Raw genomic sequence first — 17097 nt, forward strand, 5'->3', positions numbered from 1 at the left:
GCCGTCTAGTTGGGGCCGTACCGGAGAAAGGTTAGGACCGCGGTGACTCTGTGGTGCAGCGTCGGCTCCGCGGCGAGGCCGAGCTTCGCGAAGGTCGAGTTGACGTGCTTTTCGATCGTCGACTCCGACAGGGCCAGCTGCTCGGCGATGGACCGGTTGTTCATTCCCTGCGCCATGTGCCGCAGCACATCGAGCTCCCGGCGGGTGAGCTGCGCCAGCGGAGCGTCGGCGGTGCGGATATGGCTGCCGACCAGGACCTCCACGATGCGCGGGTCGATCACCGACCGACCGCCGGAGACCTCACGCAGGGCGCGCAGCAGCTCGTCGAGCTCCCCGATGCGTTCCTTCAGCAGATATGCGAGCCCGTTGGTTCCCTGCTGGAACAGGGCGAACGCGTACTGCTCATTGGCGTGCTGGGAGAGCACGACCACGCCGATGTCCGGGTGGCGGGCGCGGATGGAGTGTGCCGCGGTGATGCCCTCGGTGTGGTGGTGGGGAGGCATCCGGATGTCGGCGATCACCGCGTCCGGCCGGAAGCGTTCGACGGCGTCGAGGAGTTCCTCCGCGGTGCCGACGGCCGCGACGACATCGACCTCGCCGGTGTCCTCCAGGAGCCGCCGGGTGCCCTCGCGCACCAGGTAGTGGTCTTCGGCGATGATGATCCGCATCCGGTCAGACATGGGCCTCCTCCCGACGTCGTTCGGTGAGCCGTGCGCACACGGTGGTGCCTCCGCGGGGGCGGTTCTGAATGGTCAGTTCGCCGCCGACGGCCTCGATCCGGTCCCGCATCCCCGTCAGGCCGGAGCCGGGCCGGGAACCCGCGGGCAGGCCGACGCCGTCGTCGCTGACGTCGAGCAGCAGCATCCCGTCGGCCCGTGCGATACGGATGGTGACCTGGGCCGCGTCGGCGTGCCTGAGGACATTGGTCAGGGCCTCCGAGACCAGGAAGAAGGCCGCCTCCTCGATGTCGCTGGCGAACCGGGCCGAGCTCAGGGACGGCTCGACCTCGACGGTGACCGGGATGGGCAGCCTGCGGGCCTTGGACGTCACGGCGGCGGCCAGACCCTGGTCGGTGAGGACCGGCGGATGGATGCCGTGGGCCAACTCCCGTAGTTCGTCGATGACCCGGCAGGCGTCGTCCTGGATCTCGGTGAGCGTGGTGTGCACGGTGTCGCCGTCGCGGCAGAGCTGGTTGCGGGCGAGCCGCAACTTGGCGACGAGCGCGACGAGTTCCTGCTGGGTGCCGTCGTGGAGGCGGCGCTCGATCCTGCGCCGCTCGATGTCCTGAGCGTGCACGATGCGATTCCGGGAGGCGTTGAGCTCGCTGGCCTGGCGCTGCACTTCGTCGACCCGGGTGGCGAGCTCGGCGGTGAGCCGCGCCTTGTGCACGCCCAGCGCCGCCTGCCGGGCCAGCGTGCTGATGACGTCCAGGTCTCCGGCGGTGAGGCGCCTGCCCTCGGTCTTCGCGCCGTACTCGATGCAGCCGAGGACGTCGTCGCCATGGCGCAGGCGTACCTCGGCCCAGGGGCCGGTGCTCTCGCCGGGCACGCTGTCCACATAGGCCACCGCGAGCGGGGGCGCGCCCGGTTCGGCGGCGTCGAGCCGCACCCGCACCCAGCTCAGGTCGAGCCCCTCGCGCAGGCTGACGGCCAGTTGGGGCGCGAGCCGCCGCACGTCGTAGGCGTGCTCGAGGGTGGTGCCGAACTGCACCAGCAGATCGAAGTTGGACGGGCGCGCGCCGAACACCTTGCGCGCGGCCCACTGGTGGAGCCGTCGCAGCACCGGCTGGAACAGCATGGCCGCGCTCACCGCGACCAGCACCGCGAGCCCGACGGGCAGATACTGTCCGGCGGTGAGCCCCAGCGCGGTGGCCATGCCCAGATACCAGCCGCCGATGATGGTCCACAGCAGTCCGTGGACCACCGAGCGCCGGATGCCGAGCTCGATTCCCGGCAGCCGGTGGCGGAAGGCCGCGTACAGGAGTCCGGCGGAGACGAAGATGTACGGCAGCGCCCCGAGCACCGAACCGACGAAGTACGTTCCGCCCGTGTCGCCCTGCCACAGCCGGAGCACCCGGCTGGATCCGCGGGCGACGAAGACCGCGAACGCCACGGCCGCGACGAGGATCAACCGGCCCCGGCCGCCCACCGGTTCACGCTCCCGCCGCACGCCGTCGGGCCCGGCCGCGCGCGCCCTCGCACGCGAGTCCAGCAGCAGGCGCACGACGAGCAGACCGGCGCCGACCGCCGGCATCCATGCCTCCGGCTGCACGAGCAGCCGGTACCGCAGCGGGTCGGACAGCGGAAGCAGCATCAGCGTCGGTGGCCAGGCGACCAGCAGCCACAGGGCGCGCAGCACGACACGCTCATGGGCGTACCGGATCCGCCCGTCCGGCAGCAGGGCGAAGAGCCGGGCGACGAACACGGTCGCGACCACGTCCGCCACGCGGGCGCACAGCAGACCGGTCCACGCCGCGGAGGTCGTGGAGAGGGGAATGCCCGGGGGGCCCGCTTCGGCGAATTGATGGACGGTGAACCGGATGACCATGCCGAGCAACGGCCAGCACGCGGCCGCCATCAAGAGGCGGGCCACCGGATGCGCGGGCGCCCGCAACCACAGCGACACCCCGGCCACGTAGCAGGGCAGTACGGCCCCCACGCTCCACGGAAGGGTCTGCGAAGCCGAGATCGAGGCACCGACCGACACCGAGTAGAGCAGCCCAAGTCCGCTGCAGGCCGCGAAAGCGCGCACCGGCCACCCCGCACCCTCTGCCATCGCACAAGTCTCGCCCGGCGCCTGCCGCGCTGTACAGGAAGCCTGCCTTACCGCCCCGATGGAGGACAGCCTCCAGGGCGCGGCGAGGCTGACCGGATTCTCCGCCGCCGCACACCTGAGCAGACTCTCCCCGTAGGCCCCGCCCGCGCGGGCGGAACAAGGGGGGAACCGATGAGCACCGCACAGATGGAACAGACGGAGACACCGGCACCCGGTTGTACATGGCAGGAGTGGACCGCCCCGCCGCTCCTGTTGCGAGGCCCGGCCGCGGGCACGACGGCGCGGGTGGGGCGCGCGGAGAACGAGATCCTGCGTCCCCGCCAGGGGCGGCGCCTGACCATGCTGTACCAGCTCATCGGTGAACCCGCCCGGGCCCTGGCGGTCCACCGCCGCACCGCGCTCGGCGAGGTGCGGACCCCGGACGAGATCATGACGGTGTGCTGGGCCGCCGCCGCGCACTGCTCCCGGGGCGAGCTCCGCCGGGCACGTGCGCTCGCCCGTCTTGCCGGGCGCGGACTGCACGGATGCGACGACGCGTTCGCGCACGCCGTCGCGCACACCACGGCGGCCGGGGTCGCGGCGATCGACGGCCGGGTGACGGTCGTCGAACACCACAGGGAGCGGGCCCTGAGTGCCGCGGAGGCGTCCGGGGACCCCCTGCTCATGCTGTTCGTCCGGCTGCGCGCCGCCCACGAAAGCATCGAGCAGGGGGAAGGGCCGGCCGTCCTCGCCACCCTGAACGCCGCCCTCGCCGCGGCCGGCACCGGCCCCGTCCGGGCCGATGCGCCGGTGGTGCTGCTGGCCGGCTGCCTGCGCGGCGCCGCGCACCTGGCGCTCGGCGAACTCGACCAGGCGGCCGCCGACTTCGACAGCGCGCTGATGGGCTACCAGCGCCTGGACGAGGCGGTGGGCCACGGCGGCCTCGGCGCACAGGCGCTGCTCGGGCTCGGCGACGTCCACCGGGAACGGGGGGACCTGGGCCCGGCACGGGCCGCGTACCAGGAGGCGGTGGTCCTCACCGAACGCTCCGGCGACCGTCAGGTCCTGGCGTCCGCGCTCACCGGACTCGCGCTGGCACGCGGCGGCACCGAACCGCGCGCGGCGGCCCCGCTGGCTCGTCGCGCCGCGGCGGAAGGTGCGGGCCGGCCGCGCATCCGCGCCCTGGTGGCGGGCGGCTGGGTCGCGCTCGCCGACGGCCGGCCGGAGCCGGCGGCGGAAGCGGCCCGGCAGGCCGCGGGCGAACCGGGGGCGCAGGCCTGCCGCGCGGTGTTCGCCGAGATCCTCGAACTGGAGGCGATGTGCGCGCCGGACGCCCGCACCCGGCAGCGGCTGCTCGCGGACGCCGAGGCCATGTGGCGTGCGGCGCGGCGCCCCGTGGCCGCGGCCCGCCTCGCCGTCGCCCGCGCCCGCCTCGACGGAGCGGACACGCCGGGCCTGCGGGAAGCCACCGCCCGCCTGCGCCAGTTCGGGGTCGGCGAGGCGGCGGCCGACGCGGCCGGTCTGCTCAACCGCTCGGCGGCGGCAGGACAGGCAACGGTGAGCGTGCGGGTCCTCGGCGGGTTCCAGGTGATCAGGGACGGCCGCCCCGTCGGAGCCGACGAGTGGCAGTCGAAGAAGGCCCGGGACCTCCTGAAGTTCCTCGTGGCCAGGCGGGGCCTGCCCACGCCCCGCGAGCTGGTGGTGGAGGCCCTGTGGCCGGACGAGGAACCGGCCCGCTGCGCGAACCGCCTTTCGGTGGCCCTGTCCGTCCTGCGGCTCGTGCTCGACCCACGGCGCCTGCGGGCCCAGGACCACTTCATCGCCGCCGACAAGCACGTCATCGCCCTCGCCCGGCTGCGGGTGGACGTGCAGGACTTCCTCGCCGCGGCACGGCACGCGCTGGGCTGCGCCGAATCCGCGGGCGGCCACGGCTTCGCCGCGCTCGCCATGGCCGAGAACCTCTACGGCGGCGAGGTGCTGGAGGACGACCCGTACGTCGAGTGGGCGGCCGGGCTGCGGGAGGAGGCACAGGCGGTCTACCTCGAACTCCTGGCCCGCCTTGTGGCGGCGGCCGCCGAACGCGGCGACCACTACGCCGAAGTCTACTACCGCCTGCGGCTGTTGGAACGCGACCCGTACGACGAGGACGCACACCTCGGCCTGGTGCGGCTGCTGACCACGGCGGGCCGGCACGGCGAGGCACGGCGCCGGTACCTGCTGTACGCCGCCCGCATGCGCGAGATCGACGTCGCCCCGTCGCCCTGCCCGCGCGCCGGGCACCGGACGGGCCGGCTCTCCTCCGCCGAGGCCTGGCCGACAGCGGGCCGACGCTGGTAGGTGCGGCGCGATGTGCGCCAAGCGCTTCGCTGGAAGGCGAAGTGCACAAGTGGAGGGGCTCGTACGGGTAGTGCGGATGATCTTGCCGTGCGTAGGGTGAAGCACCGGATATCAGATGCCTGTCCGAGGTGGCGCCGGGACCGGGGCCGTGCCGCCGATGCCGCGCGGGCCCAGAGAGTGACCAGAGAGTGAGCAGACAGATGCAGCCGACCTTCGTCTTGGTGCACGGAGCCTTCGCGAACTCCTTCTCCTTCGCGCCGCTCCAGGCCGAACTCGGCCTCCTCGGGCACCGTTCGGTCGCCGTCGACCTGCCCGGCCACGGATTCGGGGCGACCTACACCCGCGCCTATCAGGCGCCGCAGGACCCCGCAGCGCTCGCCATCGCGCCCGGCTCGATCAAGGGCGTCACGCTCGCCGACAACACCGCGCACCTGATCGGAATCCTGGAACGGGCCAAGCGGAACGGCCCCGTGATCCTCGTCTCGCACAGCCGCGGCGGCATCACGGCGACCGCCGCGGCCAACGCGCGCCCCGACCTCATCGACCGCATCGTCTATGTCTCGGCCTGGTGCCCGGTCGAACTCGACGTCAGCGACTACTACGCCGAGCCGGAGATGGCCACGGTCGACGCCGCTTCCATGGCGCTCGCGATGGCCGGGAACCCGGCCGAACTCGGCCTGCTCCGCGTCAACTTCCGCACCGCGGATCCGGCCGCCCTCGCCGCGTTCAAGGCGGCCTTCCTCGCCGACGGCACCGACGAGGAGTTCCTCACCTTCCTCAACGCCTTCCAGCCCGACGAGAACCTGGACGTCGGCACCCCCGCCGACCGGGCGCAGGCCGCGACCTGGGGCCGCATCCCGAAGACCTACGTACGGCTGGCCGACGACACGAGCCTGCCGCTCGCCCTGCAGGACCGCCTCATCCGCGAGGGCGACGCGCTGACACCGGAGAACCCGTACGACGTCCGCACGCTGGCGGGCAGCCACCTGAAGTGGCTCACCGACCCGGCACCGGCGGCCCGCGTCCTCGGTGAACTCGCCGCGCCCTTGGAGCCGTCTGCCTGATCCGATCCGAACCGATCCGGCTCAGGATCCGGAACCGGAACCGGAAGGAAGTTGCCTACGCTCTCGAGATCCGGTCCCGCACCCGCCGCCGCAGTGCCGTCCTGGCGGTGGCGGCGGCCGCGATCGCGAGGGCGGACGCGGTGGCGAGCGGATGGCGGGCCAGGGCGGACTCGACGGAACGAGGGTGCGCTGTGTCGTCGAAGACGCCGTGGGCACCTTGATCGCTGTCCCGCGGGAGGTCGGCCGGCTGGAAGAGATTGCCGCGTCCGGTGGGAGGGCGGCGCTCTGCCTGCTGGGAGTCGAAGCCCGTGCGGGCCAGGTAGCGGTCGAGGAGGGCGGGAGCCAGCCGGTTGGCCCAGATGGCCGCCACGGTGGACGCGCCCACGTAGTACTGCTTGCGGCGCGGATGGTCGGCGGCGTACACGATGGCGCGGGCGGCGACCTCGGGCTGGTAGATCGGCGGGACCGGGCGGGGATGCCGGGGCAGGCGGGTGCGGACCCAGGAGAACTGCGGTGTGTTGACGGCGGGCAGGTGGACCACCGTGACGCGCACGCCGCTGCCCCGGTGCAGGAGTTCGGTGCGCAGCGACGAGGTGAAGCCGTTGATGGCGTGCTTGGCGCCGCAGTAGGCCGACTGCAGCGGAATGGACCGCTCTGCCAGGGCGGAGCCCACCTGGACGATGGTGCCGCGATCCCGCGGCGCCATCCGCTTGAGCGCCGACCGGGTGCCGTTGACGAAGCCGAGGTAGGACACGTCCGTGACCCTCCGGTACTCCTCGGCCGTGACTTCGTCGAAGGGCGCGAACACGCCGACGAACGCGCAGTTGATCCACACGTCGATGGGGCCGAAGGCCTGCTCCGCGGCGTCCGCCGCGGCCTCGACCTGCCGTGCGTCGGCGGTGTCGGCGACCTGGATCAGGGCACGACCGCCCAGGGAGTCGACCTCGTCGGCGGCGGCCTGGAGGCCGGCCCGGCCGCGGGCGACCAGGACGACGTCGGCGCCGCGCCGCGCGTACAGGCGGGCGGTGGCGCGGCCGACGCCGGCACTGGCGCCGGTGATGACGACGGTCTCGGGCATGGTCAGCGGGTTCCCTCCTCTCCGGCGCCCGGCCGGTCCTCGCGGTGGCGGCGGCCCGGCAGCATCTCCTGGACCTTGGCCTTGAAGCCCTGGCGGACCATGGCGGCGCGGTCGCTGTCGCCCTTGAGGACGGAGGCCGCGGCCGCCTCGATCTGGTCGAGGGACGCGTGCGGCGGGATGGGCGGCACGGCCGGGTCGGTGCGGAAGTCAATGACGCACGGCCGGTCGGCGGCCAACGCCGCCTCCCAGGCGCCCCGCACGGCGTCCGGCTTCTCCACCCGCATGCCGTCCAGGCCCAGCGAGCGGGCGAAATCGGCGTAGGCGACATCGGGGATGGACTGCGAGGGCAGGAACTGCGGGGCGCCCGACATGGCGCGCATCTCCCAGGTGACCTGGTTCAGATCCTGGTTGTTGAGGACGGCCACCACCAGGCGCGGATCGGCCCACTCCTCCCAGTACTTGGCGATCGTGATCAGCTCGGCCAGGCCGTTCATCTGCATGGCCCCGTCGCCCACGAGGGCGATCGCCGGACGGTCACCGTGCGCGAACTTGGCGCCGATCACGTACGGAACACCCGGACCCATGGTGGCGAGCGTCCCCGACAGCGAACCGCGCATCGCGCCGCGCAGCCGCAGATGGCGGGCGTACCAGTTGGCGGCAGAGCCGGAGTCCGCGGCCACGATCACGTCGTCGGGAAGCAGATCGTTGAGGGCGTGGGCGACGTACTCGGGGTTGATCGGATCGGCATCGACCGTGGCGCGCCGCTGCATCACCTCCCACCAGCGGGCGGTGTTCTTCTCGATCTGCTTGAGCCAGCTGCGGTCCTCGCCCTGCCGCAGAAGCGGCAGCAGCCGGCGCAGCGTCTCGCGCGCGTCGCCGACCAGGTTGATCTCGAAGGGGTAGCGCAGGCCGACCATGTGCGGATCGATGTCGATCTGCACGGCGCGTGCCTGGCCGAACTCGGGCAGGAACTGGGTGTAGGGGAAGCTGGACCCGATCACCAGCAGGGTGTCGCAGTCCCGCATCAGCTCGTACGACGGCCGGGTGCCGAGGAGGCCGATGGCACCGGTGACGTACGGCAGGTCCTCGTCGAGGACGTCCATGCCGAGCAGCGCCTTGGCGACGCCCGCGCCCAGCCGCTCGGCGACCTCCATGACTTCCTCGCGGGCCCCGCGCGCGCCCTGCCCGACGAGGACGGCGACCTTCTCGCCCGCGTTGAGCAGGTCGGCGGCGCGCTCGATGTCCGGGTCCGACGGGACCGGCGCGTACGGGGCCATGCCCAGGCTGGAGGGCACCATCTTGAACGCGTGGTCGGGCGCGGAGTAGTCGAGCTCCTGCACGTCCGCCGGGACGATGACGGCCGTCACCGAACGGCGGGCGATGGCGGTGCGCATGGCCCGGTCGAGCACGTTCGGCAGCTGCTCGGGCACGGTGACCATCTCGCAGAAGTCGGAGGCGACGTCCTTGTAGAGGCTCACCAGGTCGACCTCCTGCTGGTAGGAGCCGCCCATGGCACTGCGGTTGGTCTGTCCCACGATCGCGACGACGGGCACGTGGTCGAGCTTGGCGTCGTACAGACCGTTGAGCAGATGGATGGCGCCGGGCCCCGAAGTGGCCGCGCAGACGCCGACCTTGCCGGAGAACTTGGCGTAGCCGACGGCTTCGAAGGCGGACATCTCCTCGTGCCGGGACTGGATGAACCGCGGCTTGTCGTCGGCCCGGCCCCAGGCGGCGAGCAGCCCGTTGATGCCGTCGCCGGGGTAGGCGAAGACGTGCTCCACGTCCCAGGCGCGCAGACGCTCCAGGATGTGGTCGGAGACCTTCATCGACATGGTGCTGACCTTTCCGGTGGGGTCGCTGAGGGTGGTGCTGTCGGGGGTTACGTACGACGACGGAGGCGCCGCACGACGCCGCGGCCGGCCGCGGCGGTGACCGCGCCCGTCAGGGCGGCGGCGCCCGCGGCGGCCGTCCACCGGCCCGCGGGCGAGGGCTCGGGCGGCCGCTGCGCGGCGGTTTCGGGATGGTCACCGGGCACGTTTCCGTCGAGGCGATGGTCACCGGGCGCGCCTTCGTCCAGGCCCAGGGCCAGGGCCTCCGCGAGGTGCAGCGCCCGGCGGCCGGTGCCGCCCTGCTCGATCTGTAGGCGGCAGCTGAAGCCGTCCGCGAGCAGCAGGCTGTCGGGGGCGGCCGCGCGGACGGCGGGCAGGACGCCCTGTTCCGCGACGGCGAGGGACACCTCGTGGTGGCCCCGCTCGAAGCCGAAGTTGCCCGCCAGACCGCAGCAGCCCTCGTCGAGGAACGAGGCGTCGAGACCGGCGCGGCGCAGCAGTTCCCGGTCGGCTTCGGCTCCCATGACCGCGTGCTGGTGGCAGTGCGTCTGCACGGTGGCCCCCCGGGCCGGCGCGGACGGCCGCCAGTCGTCGGGCGCGTACTGCACGAGATGTTCCGCGAAGGTGCGGAACTGCCCGGCCAGGCGCCGCACGTCGTGGTCCGTGGGCAGCAGTTCGGGCGCGTCGGCGCGGAACACCGCGGCGCAGGACGGTTCGAGACCGATGACGGGGGTGCCCGCTTCGAGGAACGGCCGCAGCACGCGCAGCGTCCGGCGCAGGACCTTCTTGGCGACGGGCAACTGGCCCGTGGAGATCCACGTCAGTCCGCAGCAGACGGGTTCGGTGGGGACGGCGACACGGAAGCCCGCGTCCTCCAGGACGCGCACCGCCGACATCGCGATCGCCGGGTGGAAGAAGGTGGTGAAGGTGTCGGGCCACAGCACCACGGTGTGGGGATCGCTCGGGTCCGGCGCGTCCGCGCCGCGGGCCCGCCACCACTGGACGAACGACTCCGGCGCGAACACCGGCGCCCGGCGCGCACCGTCGACACCGGCGAGCCGCTTGCCGACGCGGGCAAGCCCCGGCGCTTGGAGCACGCTGTTGACCAGCCCCGGGGCGACGCGCGAAAGCCGCGCCCACACCGGCAGCCACCCCAAGGAGTAGTGGGCGGCGGGCCGGACGCGGCCCGCGTAGTGATGGGCGAGGAACTCGGCCTTGTACGTCGCCATGTCGACGCCCGTCGGGCAGTCCGACTTGCAGCCCTTGCAGGCCAGGCAGAGATCCAGCGCGTCGCGGACCTCGCGCGAACGCCAGCCGTCGGTGACCGCCGAGTCCGCGTGGCCGTCGAGCATCTCGAACAGCAGCCGGGCCCGCCCCCGCGTGGAATGCTCCTCCTCCCGCGTGACCCGGTAGGACGGGCACATCACGCCGCCGTGGTGGCTGCGGCAGTTGCCGATCCCGACGCAGCGCAGCACGGCCCGGGTGAAGGAGTGCCCGTCCTCGGGATAGCCGAAGTGCGTCTCCAGGGTGGCCGGCCGCCAGGCGGCCCCGAGCCGCAACTGCCCGTCGACCGGACGCGGGTGAACCACCTTGCCCGGGTTCATCCGGTCGTGCGGGTCGAAGAGGGCCTTGACCTCGGCGAAGGCGGTCACGAGCCGCTCGCCGAACATCCGGGTCAGCAATTCGCCCCGGGCCTGGCCATCCCCGTGCTCCCCGGACAGCGACCCGCCGTAGCCGACGACGAGGTCGGCGGCGCGCTCCAGGAAGCCCCGGAAGTCGGCCACGCCGTCGGCACTGGTCAGCTCGAACGGGATCCGGGTGTGCACACACCCCTGACCGAAGTGCCCGTACAGCGAGGGATGGCCGTAACCGAAGTCGTCGAACAAGCCCTTCAAGTCACGCAGATAGTCTCCGAGGCGCTCGGGCGGAACGGCGGAGTCCTCCCAGCCCTCCCAGGTCTGCCGGTCGTCCGGGGGCCGGGCGGTCACGCCGAGCCCGGCCTCGCGGGCCTTGAGCATCCTGTGTTCGCGCGCCGGGTCGTCGGAGAACGCGACGGTGGAGTCCTTCTCGTCGCGTCCCACCGCGCGCAGCAGCGCGAGCGCCTGCTCGTCGACGTCGTCCTGACTGTCGCCGCTGAACTGCAGCATCAGCCAGCTGTTGCCCCCGGGAAGGGCGTCCAGCGACGCGAGGTAAGCGCCCTCCTCCCGCATGAGCTGCGCCATCCGGTCGTCGAGTGCCTCCAGAAGGGTGGGCGCACAGTGCTCGAGGAGCCGGGGCACGTCATCGGCGGCGCCGCAGATGTCGTCGTACCCGAGGACCAGCAGCGACTGGCAGGGCGGCACGGGCACCAGGTCGAGCTCGGCGTGCAGCACGGTCACCAGCGTGCCCTCGCTGCCCACCAGGGCCCTGGCCACGTCGAAGCCGTTCTCCGGAAGGAGCGAGTCCAGGTTGTAGCCGGAGACGCGGCGCGGGATCTTCGGATAGCCCCGGCGAATGTCCGCCAGATACTCGCCGACGACGCGCTCCAGGCCGTCGTAGATCTCGGCCCGGCGCCCTCCTTCCGCGACGATCCGCGCGCGCTCCTCCTTGGACGTCGGACCCACCCACATGCGGAGGCCGTCCGGCGTGAGGACCTCCAGGCGGCGTACGTTGTCCACGGTCTTGCCGTACGCCTGCGCGGACCCTCCGCACGCGTTGTTGCCGATCATGCCGCCGAGGGCGCAGTGGCTGTGGGTGGCGGGCCTGGGCCCGAACTGCAGGCGGTGCCCGGACAACCGCCGGTCGAGCTCGTCCAGGACGATGCCCGGCTCCACCACGCACGTACGCGCGTCCGGGTCGACCGCCACCAGCGCATGGCAGTACTTGGTCCAGTCGATGACGACCGCGGCGTTCGTCGCCTGCCCGGCCAGGCTCGTGCCCCCGCCGCGGGACAGCACCGGAGCGCCGAAGCGCGCGCACACCCGCACGGCTTGTGCGCCCGCCTCCACGGTGCGCGGGACGACGACGCCGAGGGGGACCTGACGGTAGTTGGAGCCGTCGGTGGCGTACGCCCCCTTGCTGCCCGCGTCGAAGCGGATCTCCCCGTCCACCGCGGCACGCAGCGCCGCCGCCAGCCCGGCCGTGTCCACCGCTGGGGGAGCGTCACCGATGGCAGCGCGGCGCACCCGAGGGAATCCGCCCTCGTCCATCCGCTGCTCGGCCATCCGGGTCACTCCCTCCAGATCGGGCACGGAGCCGGTCGTACGGACCTCGGGCCGGGCGGGTACCCGTGGTCGCCGTACGCAAGGGCATGTGCGGCCTCCGGGTTCCCGGGCCCGGAACTTCTACGCGGGAGGTCCCCTGCCGGCGGGAGGTCTCCTCCCCAGGTTTGCCGCCATCCGGCTCTTCCGCATCAGCGCGGCGAAGCCCGGCCGCCGGCCGCCGCCACCACGCGCTCGCCGCAGGAACCCTCGTCGTGACCAGGTTCCTGCCCCCGGTCACGGCTTCCCGTGCTCCCTGACGACGTCGGCCGGACTCTTGTCCTCGCGCAGTCCCTGATAGCGGGGGTGGCGCAGCATGCCGTCGCGCGTCCACTCCGTGAAGGCGATCTGCGCCACGAGCCGTGGCCGCACCCAGCGAGCGGTCCGCTCCGCGACCCGGCCCTCGAACGGCGAGTCGGCCACCTGGAGCTCGTCGAGTCGCCGTCGCAGGGCGAGCAGGGTACGCCGGTCGAAGCCGGTGCCGACCTTGCCCGCGTACCGCAGCCGCCCGTCCTCGTAGTAGCCGATGAGCAGCGCGCCGATGCCCTCCCGGGAGCCCGCGGGCTCGGTGAAGCCGCCCACCACGAACTCCTGGCCCTGGGCGCACTTCAGCTTGAGCCAGTCCTCCGAGCGACGCGTCTGGTACGTGCTGTCGGCCCGTTTGGCGATGAGCCCCTCCCAGCCGCGCCGACACGCGTCGGCCAGCAGTTCGCGTCCGCCCTCGTTGCGGTGGGCGCTGAACCGCAGCGGCGCGCGAAAGGTGATCGAGCGGCGCAGCAGGGACTTGCGGGTGCGCAGCGGCAGCCGCCGGACGTCCGTGCCGTCCAGGCGCAGCAGGTCGAAGACGTAGTACGTCACCGAGACCTTGCTCGCCGCGACGTCGGCACGCCGGGTGAGGCCCATGCGCTGCTGGAGTCGCGCGAAGTCCGTCCGGCCGTGCGAGTAGGCGACGATCTCGCCGTCGATCGTGAAGTCCGCGCAGTCCTGCGCGGCGAGCGCGTCCACGATCTCCGGGTACGTGGCGTCGAGCCGTCGCCCGGAGCGGGACCGCAGCGTCACCGTGCCGTGCTCGCGCACCGAGAGCACCCGGATGCCGTCCAGCTTCCGCTCGAAGATCCAGCCCTGGGGGAAGTCACGCCGGTCACTGAGCGTCGCGAGCATGGGGGAGGCCGCGAGTTCGACGCCCGGCGCCGCCTCGCGAGTGCGGGCGTCCAGTTCGGGCGGCAGCGTGTCCAGCAGGCCGGTCATCCGTGCTCCTCGCCGTGCGACCGCCATGTCGGCGCGTCCGGCGCCTCGGCGACCTGGCGCAGCGTGCGGCCGCTGCGTGCCGAGCGGGCCCGCCGCGGATCGGGCGTGCCGCCGCCCGTCGAGCCGTGCCCGGTCCGTACGAGCAGCCACGTCGGCTTCCCGGATCCGCCGCTCTTCTCCTCACGGCCGTGGAACCGGGTGAGCGCGTACTGCCCGCGCAGCTTGTCGCCGTGCAGCACGAACGTGGCGTGACCGTTCTCCAGCGCCTGTCCGAAGGGCACCGGCCGGTTCCGCTTGTCGTGGCTGGTCGGCCGGTACGTGCCGTGGTCCCAGACGATGACGGTCCCGCCGCCGTACTCGCCCTCGGGGATCACCCCCTCGAAGTCCCTGTACTCCAAGGGATGGTCCTCGGTGGGGATGGCGAGGCGCTTGTCGTGCGGGTCGGTGGAGGGGCCCTTCGGGACCGACCACGACTTCAGTACGCCGTCGACCTCGAGGCGGAAGTCGAAGTGGACCGTGCTCGCGTCGTGGATCTGCACCACGAAGGTGGGCTCATCCGTCTCGTCGTCCGTGGCCGGCGCGGCCTCGTCCGTCGACGCGGCCTCGTCCTTCGCGGTGCGCTCGCCGCTCGGCTCGCTCGTCCGGTCGAAATGCCGTTTCCCGCGATAGGCCCGCAGTCCGTCCTTGTCGCTCACGGCAGCTCCCTTCTGTCGGGATCAGTCCACTGGATTACCTGCGGTAACGCCCTCGGTGCCGGTCGGTCGGCCCGGTGCCGGGCCGGGTTCGGGCACCACGTTGCCCGCCGCGTTGCAGCGGACGGTCCAGGGCGTCCCGTAGCCCTCTTCGTAGACCCGTACGTCCACGTCGGGGGGCTGTTTGCCGCCGGTCACCCGGGCGTTGGCCGCGGTGCAGATGATCTGGCTGAGCCCGAGGCCGCCGCCCCCGGTCATGTTCGCCACGGGCACGGGGAGGTGCAGATCCACGGCGCCGTCGGCGACCCGTGCGACCAGCCGCCCGTGGATCGGGGGCACTTCGGTGATCAGGCCGCGGGCGCGTTCGGCTGCGTCGGGGCCCTTGAGGAGCAGGTCGAGTGCCTGTTGCGGGGTCGCGGGGGTGTCGACGGCGCGGCTGACGGCCTGGATGCCGTACGGGCTGACGAAGTAGAGCTGGGCGTATTGGGTCGTGGATCCCGGCTCGCGCAGGCCGGACGCCGGGGCGCCGGCGCGGACCGGGCCGGTGGAGCCGATGCCGCAGCCCGCTGACAGCACACCCAACACGACTGCGAGACAGGCGAGTCGGCGCTTCACGGCTGGTCCTCCTCTCACGACTGGTCCTCCTCTCACGACTGGTCCTCCTCTCATGGCTGGTCCTCCTCCTGCGGAAGTGTGCGCGGGAGCGTGATCGTGAACACCGCGCCGCCGTCCAGGAGGTTGGCGGCGGTGAGGGTGCCGTGATGCAGGCGTACGTTCTCCGACGCGATGGCGAGTCCGAGGCCGCTGCCCTCGGAGCGGGTCCGTGCGGCGTCCGCCTTGTAGAAGCGGTCGAAGACATGCGGCAGGACCTCGTCGGGGATGCCGGGGCCGTCGTCGGCGACGTCGATCACCAGGGACTCCCGCGTGGCGGTCGCCCGGACGGTGACGGGAGCGGCGCCGTGGCGCAGCGCGTTGCCGATCAGGTTGGCGAGGACGACGTCGACGCGCCGCGCGTCGACCCGGAGGCGCAGATCGTCCTCGGGCAGCTCGGTGACCACCTCGTCCGGCTCGCGCCAGCCGCGCAGGTGCAGCGTCTTGTGGACGACGGTGCGCAGACTCACGTCGTCCAGGTGCAGCACCGCCGCACCCGCGTCGAAGCGGGAGATCTCCATCAGGTCCTCGACCATGCTGGTCAGCTTGCGGGTCTCGTCGCTGATGAGGAGGACCGCGTCGGCGGTGTCCGGAGGCAGCGTGCCGGAGCGGGCGTCCTCGTCGAGGGCGTCGGTGACGGCGGCCATCGCGGCGAGCGGGGTCCGCAGTTCGTGCGAGACGTCCGCGGCGAACCGGCGGGCCTTGGCCTCCAAGCGCCGCAACTCGGCGTCGTCCCGCTCCAGCGCGGCCGCCATGGTGTTGAACGTGCCGGTCAGCGCGGCGAGTTCGTCCTTGCCGACGATATCCAGGCGCGTGTCGCGGGCGCCCGAGGTGATCTCCTCGGCGGCCGTACGCAGCCGCCGCACGGGACGCAGCACCCGGCGGGCCGCGAACAAGGCGGGCACGACGGCGAAGGCGAGCGCCGGGACGGCACCCGCCCAGGCCGCCGTGATCAGGGCGGAGATGTCGGCCCGTTCGCCGCCCAGCGGCAGAACGGCGTAGGCGACGAGACCCGACGGTTTCTCCGCTCCTTTGCCGCGGCCGGCGTAGCTGACCGGCATGCCGATGAGCAGCCGGGGCCCGTCGGCGTGCTCCACGCGCTCGTAGAAGGTGGTGTCACCGCTCTTCGTCGCGGCGCGCAGGGCGCTGCCGACGTCGCCCGCGGTGCCGATGAGCGGCCCGCCGTCGCGGGAGACGGCCGTGTGCCGGCCGCGCGAGCCCGCGGCACGGTCCAGCTGACGCGCGAAGGTGCGCAGGTCCGCATCGGTGGGATCGGCCGGAAGGTTCGGGGCGAGCGAGTCGATCTGGAGGCGCAGATCGTGGACGGCGCTGTTCTGCGTACGGTCCAGGATCGCGCTGCGGGCCTGCCGGAAGGTGAGCGCGGCGGTGATCAGCGAGCTCAGCGCGGCAACGAGGACAAAGGCGACGACCAGGCGCGGGCGCAGGCCGCGGGGGAGTGCGAGCCTCATGCGGGCAGCGGGCCGAAGCGGTAGCCGAAGCCGCGCACCGTCTGGACGTACACCGGGCGGCGCGGGTCCTCTTCGATCTTGGCGCGCAGCCGCATCACGCAGGCGTCGACGAGGCGGGCGTCCCCGTAGTAGCTGTGCTCCCAGACATCCTCGAGCAGCTGCTGGCGGCTGAAGGTCCGCTCCGGGGCGGCACTGAGGAAGAGCAGCAGCTTCAACTCGGAGGGGGCGAGCGGGAGTTCCTCGCCCTCCTTGCGGACGATCAGCGCGTCGCGGTCGATCTCCAGACCGCCCACCCGGGTCGGCCCGGCACCTGCGCCGGTGTCGGCCTGGGCGGGGGCGACGCGGCGCAGCACCGCGCGCATCCGGGCCTCGATGACCGCGGCGCCGGCGGGTTTGACGACGTAGTCGTCGGCGCCCGCCTCGAGGCCGATCACGACGTCCATGTCGTCGCCGCGCGCGGACAGGATCACGAGGGGAACCCGGCTGGTCTCGCGGATGCGGCGGCAGACGTCCAGGCCGCTCATGCGGGGGAGCATCAGGTCGAGGAGCACGAGGTCGGGCTTGAAGGCGGCCAGGGCCTCGAGGCCGTCCTCGCCGGTGGCGACCGCCTCGGTCTCGTGCCCGTTGCGGGACAGGCCCAGGACGACACCGCGGCGTACGGCCGGATCGTCCTCGATCAGCAGGACACGGGCCATGTACGGGTCCTTTCCACAGGGAGAGTGCTGCGCCGGCGTTA

General features: G+C 72.8%; 12 protein-coding genes. 2 read left to right on the forward strand and 10 right to left on the reverse strand.

Features of this window, described 5'->3' with window-relative positions:
- Nucleotides 1–5: 5 nt before the first annotated feature.
- Together AC0KTA_RS37080 and AC0KTA_RS37085 are read right to left on the reverse strand one after the other, a co-directional pair.
- Nucleotides 6–680 (reverse strand): response regulator, encoded by a 675-nt coding sequence (locus AC0KTA_RS37080; RefSeq protein WP_481052575.1) that lies wholly within the window; start codon nt 678–680, stop codon nt 6–8.
- Nucleotides 673–2775 carry a sensor histidine kinase gene (locus AC0KTA_RS37085; RefSeq protein WP_481052576.1) on the reverse strand — a complete coding sequence of 701 codons (2103 nt, stop codon included), beginning with the start codon at nt 2773–2775 and terminating at the stop codon, nt 673–675. The genes AC0KTA_RS37080 and AC0KTA_RS37085 overlap by 8 nt, the downstream gene beginning before the upstream one ends.
- Before the next feature lie 171 nt (nt 2776–2946).
- Here AC0KTA_RS37085 and AC0KTA_RS37090 point away from each other — a divergent pair, with 171 nt between their 5' ends.
- A complete protein-coding gene (locus tag AC0KTA_RS37090) occupies nt 2947–5091 on the forward strand; it encodes an AfsR/SARP family transcriptional regulator (RefSeq protein WP_481052577.1) in 2145 nt (714 codons plus the stop codon).
- Between the two features lie 188 nt (nt 5092–5279).
- Nucleotides 5280–6155, forward strand: a complete 876-nt coding sequence (locus AC0KTA_RS37095) for an alpha/beta hydrolase (protein ID WP_481052578.1) — start codon at nt 5280–5282, stop codon at nt 6153–6155.
- Nucleotides 6156–6210: 55 nt separating this feature from the next.
- Here AC0KTA_RS37095 and AC0KTA_RS37100 read toward each other — a convergent pair whose 3' ends face one another.
- The 8 genes from AC0KTA_RS37100 to AC0KTA_RS37135 all read right to left on the reverse strand — a co-directional run bounded on the left by AC0KTA_RS37100 (nt 6211) and on the right by AC0KTA_RS37135 (nt 17056).
- Nucleotides 6211–7233: an SDR family oxidoreductase gene (locus AC0KTA_RS37100; protein ID WP_481052579.1), complete on the reverse strand. Its 1023-nt coding sequence runs from the start codon at nt 7231–7233 to the stop codon at nt 6211–6213.
- A 2-nt stretch (nt 7234–7235) separates the two neighbouring features.
- Nucleotides 7236–9065 (reverse strand): thiamine pyrophosphate-requiring protein, encoded by a 1830-nt coding sequence (locus AC0KTA_RS37105; protein WP_481052580.1) that lies wholly within the window; start codon nt 9063–9065, stop codon nt 7236–7238.
- A gap of 47 nt (nt 9066–9112) precedes the next feature.
- A complete protein-coding gene (locus AC0KTA_RS37110) occupies nt 9113–12250 on the reverse strand; it encodes an FAD-binding and (Fe-S)-binding domain-containing protein (RefSeq protein ID WP_481056695.1) in 3138 nt (1045 codons plus the stop codon).
- A 288-nt stretch (nt 12251–12538) separates the two neighbouring features.
- Nucleotides 12539–13549, reverse strand: a complete 1011-nt coding sequence (ligD, locus tag AC0KTA_RS37115) for a non-homologous end-joining DNA ligase (protein WP_481052581.1) — start codon at nt 13547–13549, stop codon at nt 12539–12541.
- On the reverse strand, nt 13546–14244 hold the full coding sequence (locus tag AC0KTA_RS37120; protein WP_481052582.1) for a DNA polymerase ligase N-terminal domain-containing protein: 699 nt from the start codon (nt 14242–14244) through the stop codon (nt 13546–13548). The genes ligD and AC0KTA_RS37120 overlap by 4 nt, the downstream gene beginning before the upstream one ends.
- 21 nt (nt 14245–14265) lie before the next feature.
- Nucleotides 14266–14856, reverse strand: coding sequence for a hypothetical protein (locus tag AC0KTA_RS37125; protein WP_481052583.1), 591 nt, complete (start codon nt 14854–14856; stop codon nt 14266–14268).
- A 50-nt stretch (nt 14857–14906) separates the two neighbouring features.
- Nucleotides 14907–16361 (reverse strand): sensor histidine kinase, encoded by a 1455-nt coding sequence (locus tag AC0KTA_RS37130; protein ID WP_481052584.1) that lies wholly within the window; start codon nt 16359–16361, stop codon nt 14907–14909.
- The gene (locus tag AC0KTA_RS37135; protein WP_481052585.1) at nt 16358–17056 is read right to left on the reverse strand and encodes a response regulator; all 699 of its coding nucleotides are present in this window, start codon (nt 17054–17056) and stop codon (nt 16358–16360) included. Before AC0KTA_RS37135 ends, AC0KTA_RS37130 begins: the two co-directional genes overlap by 4 nt.
- Between the last annotated feature and the right edge of the window lie 41 nt (nt 17057–17097).

The sequence above is a fragment of the Streptomyces sp. Y309 genome, assembly GCF_056712025.1.

What these genes read in the sequence shown, in the direction of transcription:
- AC0KTA_RS37110 (WP_481056695.1), bottom strand. Translation starts at nt 12,250, where the DNA reads ATGGACGAGGGCGGATTCCCTCGGGTGCGCCGCGCTGCCATCGGTGAC.
- AC0KTA_RS37135 (WP_481052585.1), bottom strand. Translation starts at nt 17,056, where the DNA reads ATGGCCCGTGTCCTGCTGATCGAGGACGATCCGGCCGTACGCCGCGGT.
- AC0KTA_RS37090 (WP_481052577.1), top strand. Translation starts at nt 2,947, where the DNA reads ATGAGCACCGCACAGATGGAACAGACGGAGACACCGGCACCCGGTTGT.
- AC0KTA_RS37130 (WP_481052584.1), bottom strand. Translation starts at nt 16,361, where the DNA reads ATGAGGCTCGCACTCCCCCGCGGCCTGCGCCCGCGCCTGGTCGTCGCC.
- AC0KTA_RS37105 (WP_481052580.1), bottom strand. Translation starts at nt 9,065, where the DNA reads ATGTCGATGAAGGTCTCCGACCACATCCTGGAGCGTCTGCGCGCCTGG.
- ligD (WP_481052581.1), bottom strand. Translation starts at nt 13,549, where the DNA reads ATGACCGGCCTGCTGGACACGCTGCCGCCCGAACTGGACGCCCGCACT.
- AC0KTA_RS37100 (WP_481052579.1), bottom strand. Translation starts at nt 7,233, where the DNA reads ATGCCCGAGACCGTCGTCATCACCGGCGCCAGTGCCGGCGTCGGCCGC.
- AC0KTA_RS37080 (WP_481052575.1), bottom strand. Translation starts at nt 680, where the DNA reads ATGTCTGACCGGATGCGGATCATCATCGCCGAAGACCACTACCTGGTG.
- AC0KTA_RS37085 (WP_481052576.1), bottom strand. Translation starts at nt 2,775, where the DNA reads ATGGCAGAGGGTGCGGGGTGGCCGGTGCGCGCTTTCGCGGCCTGCAGC.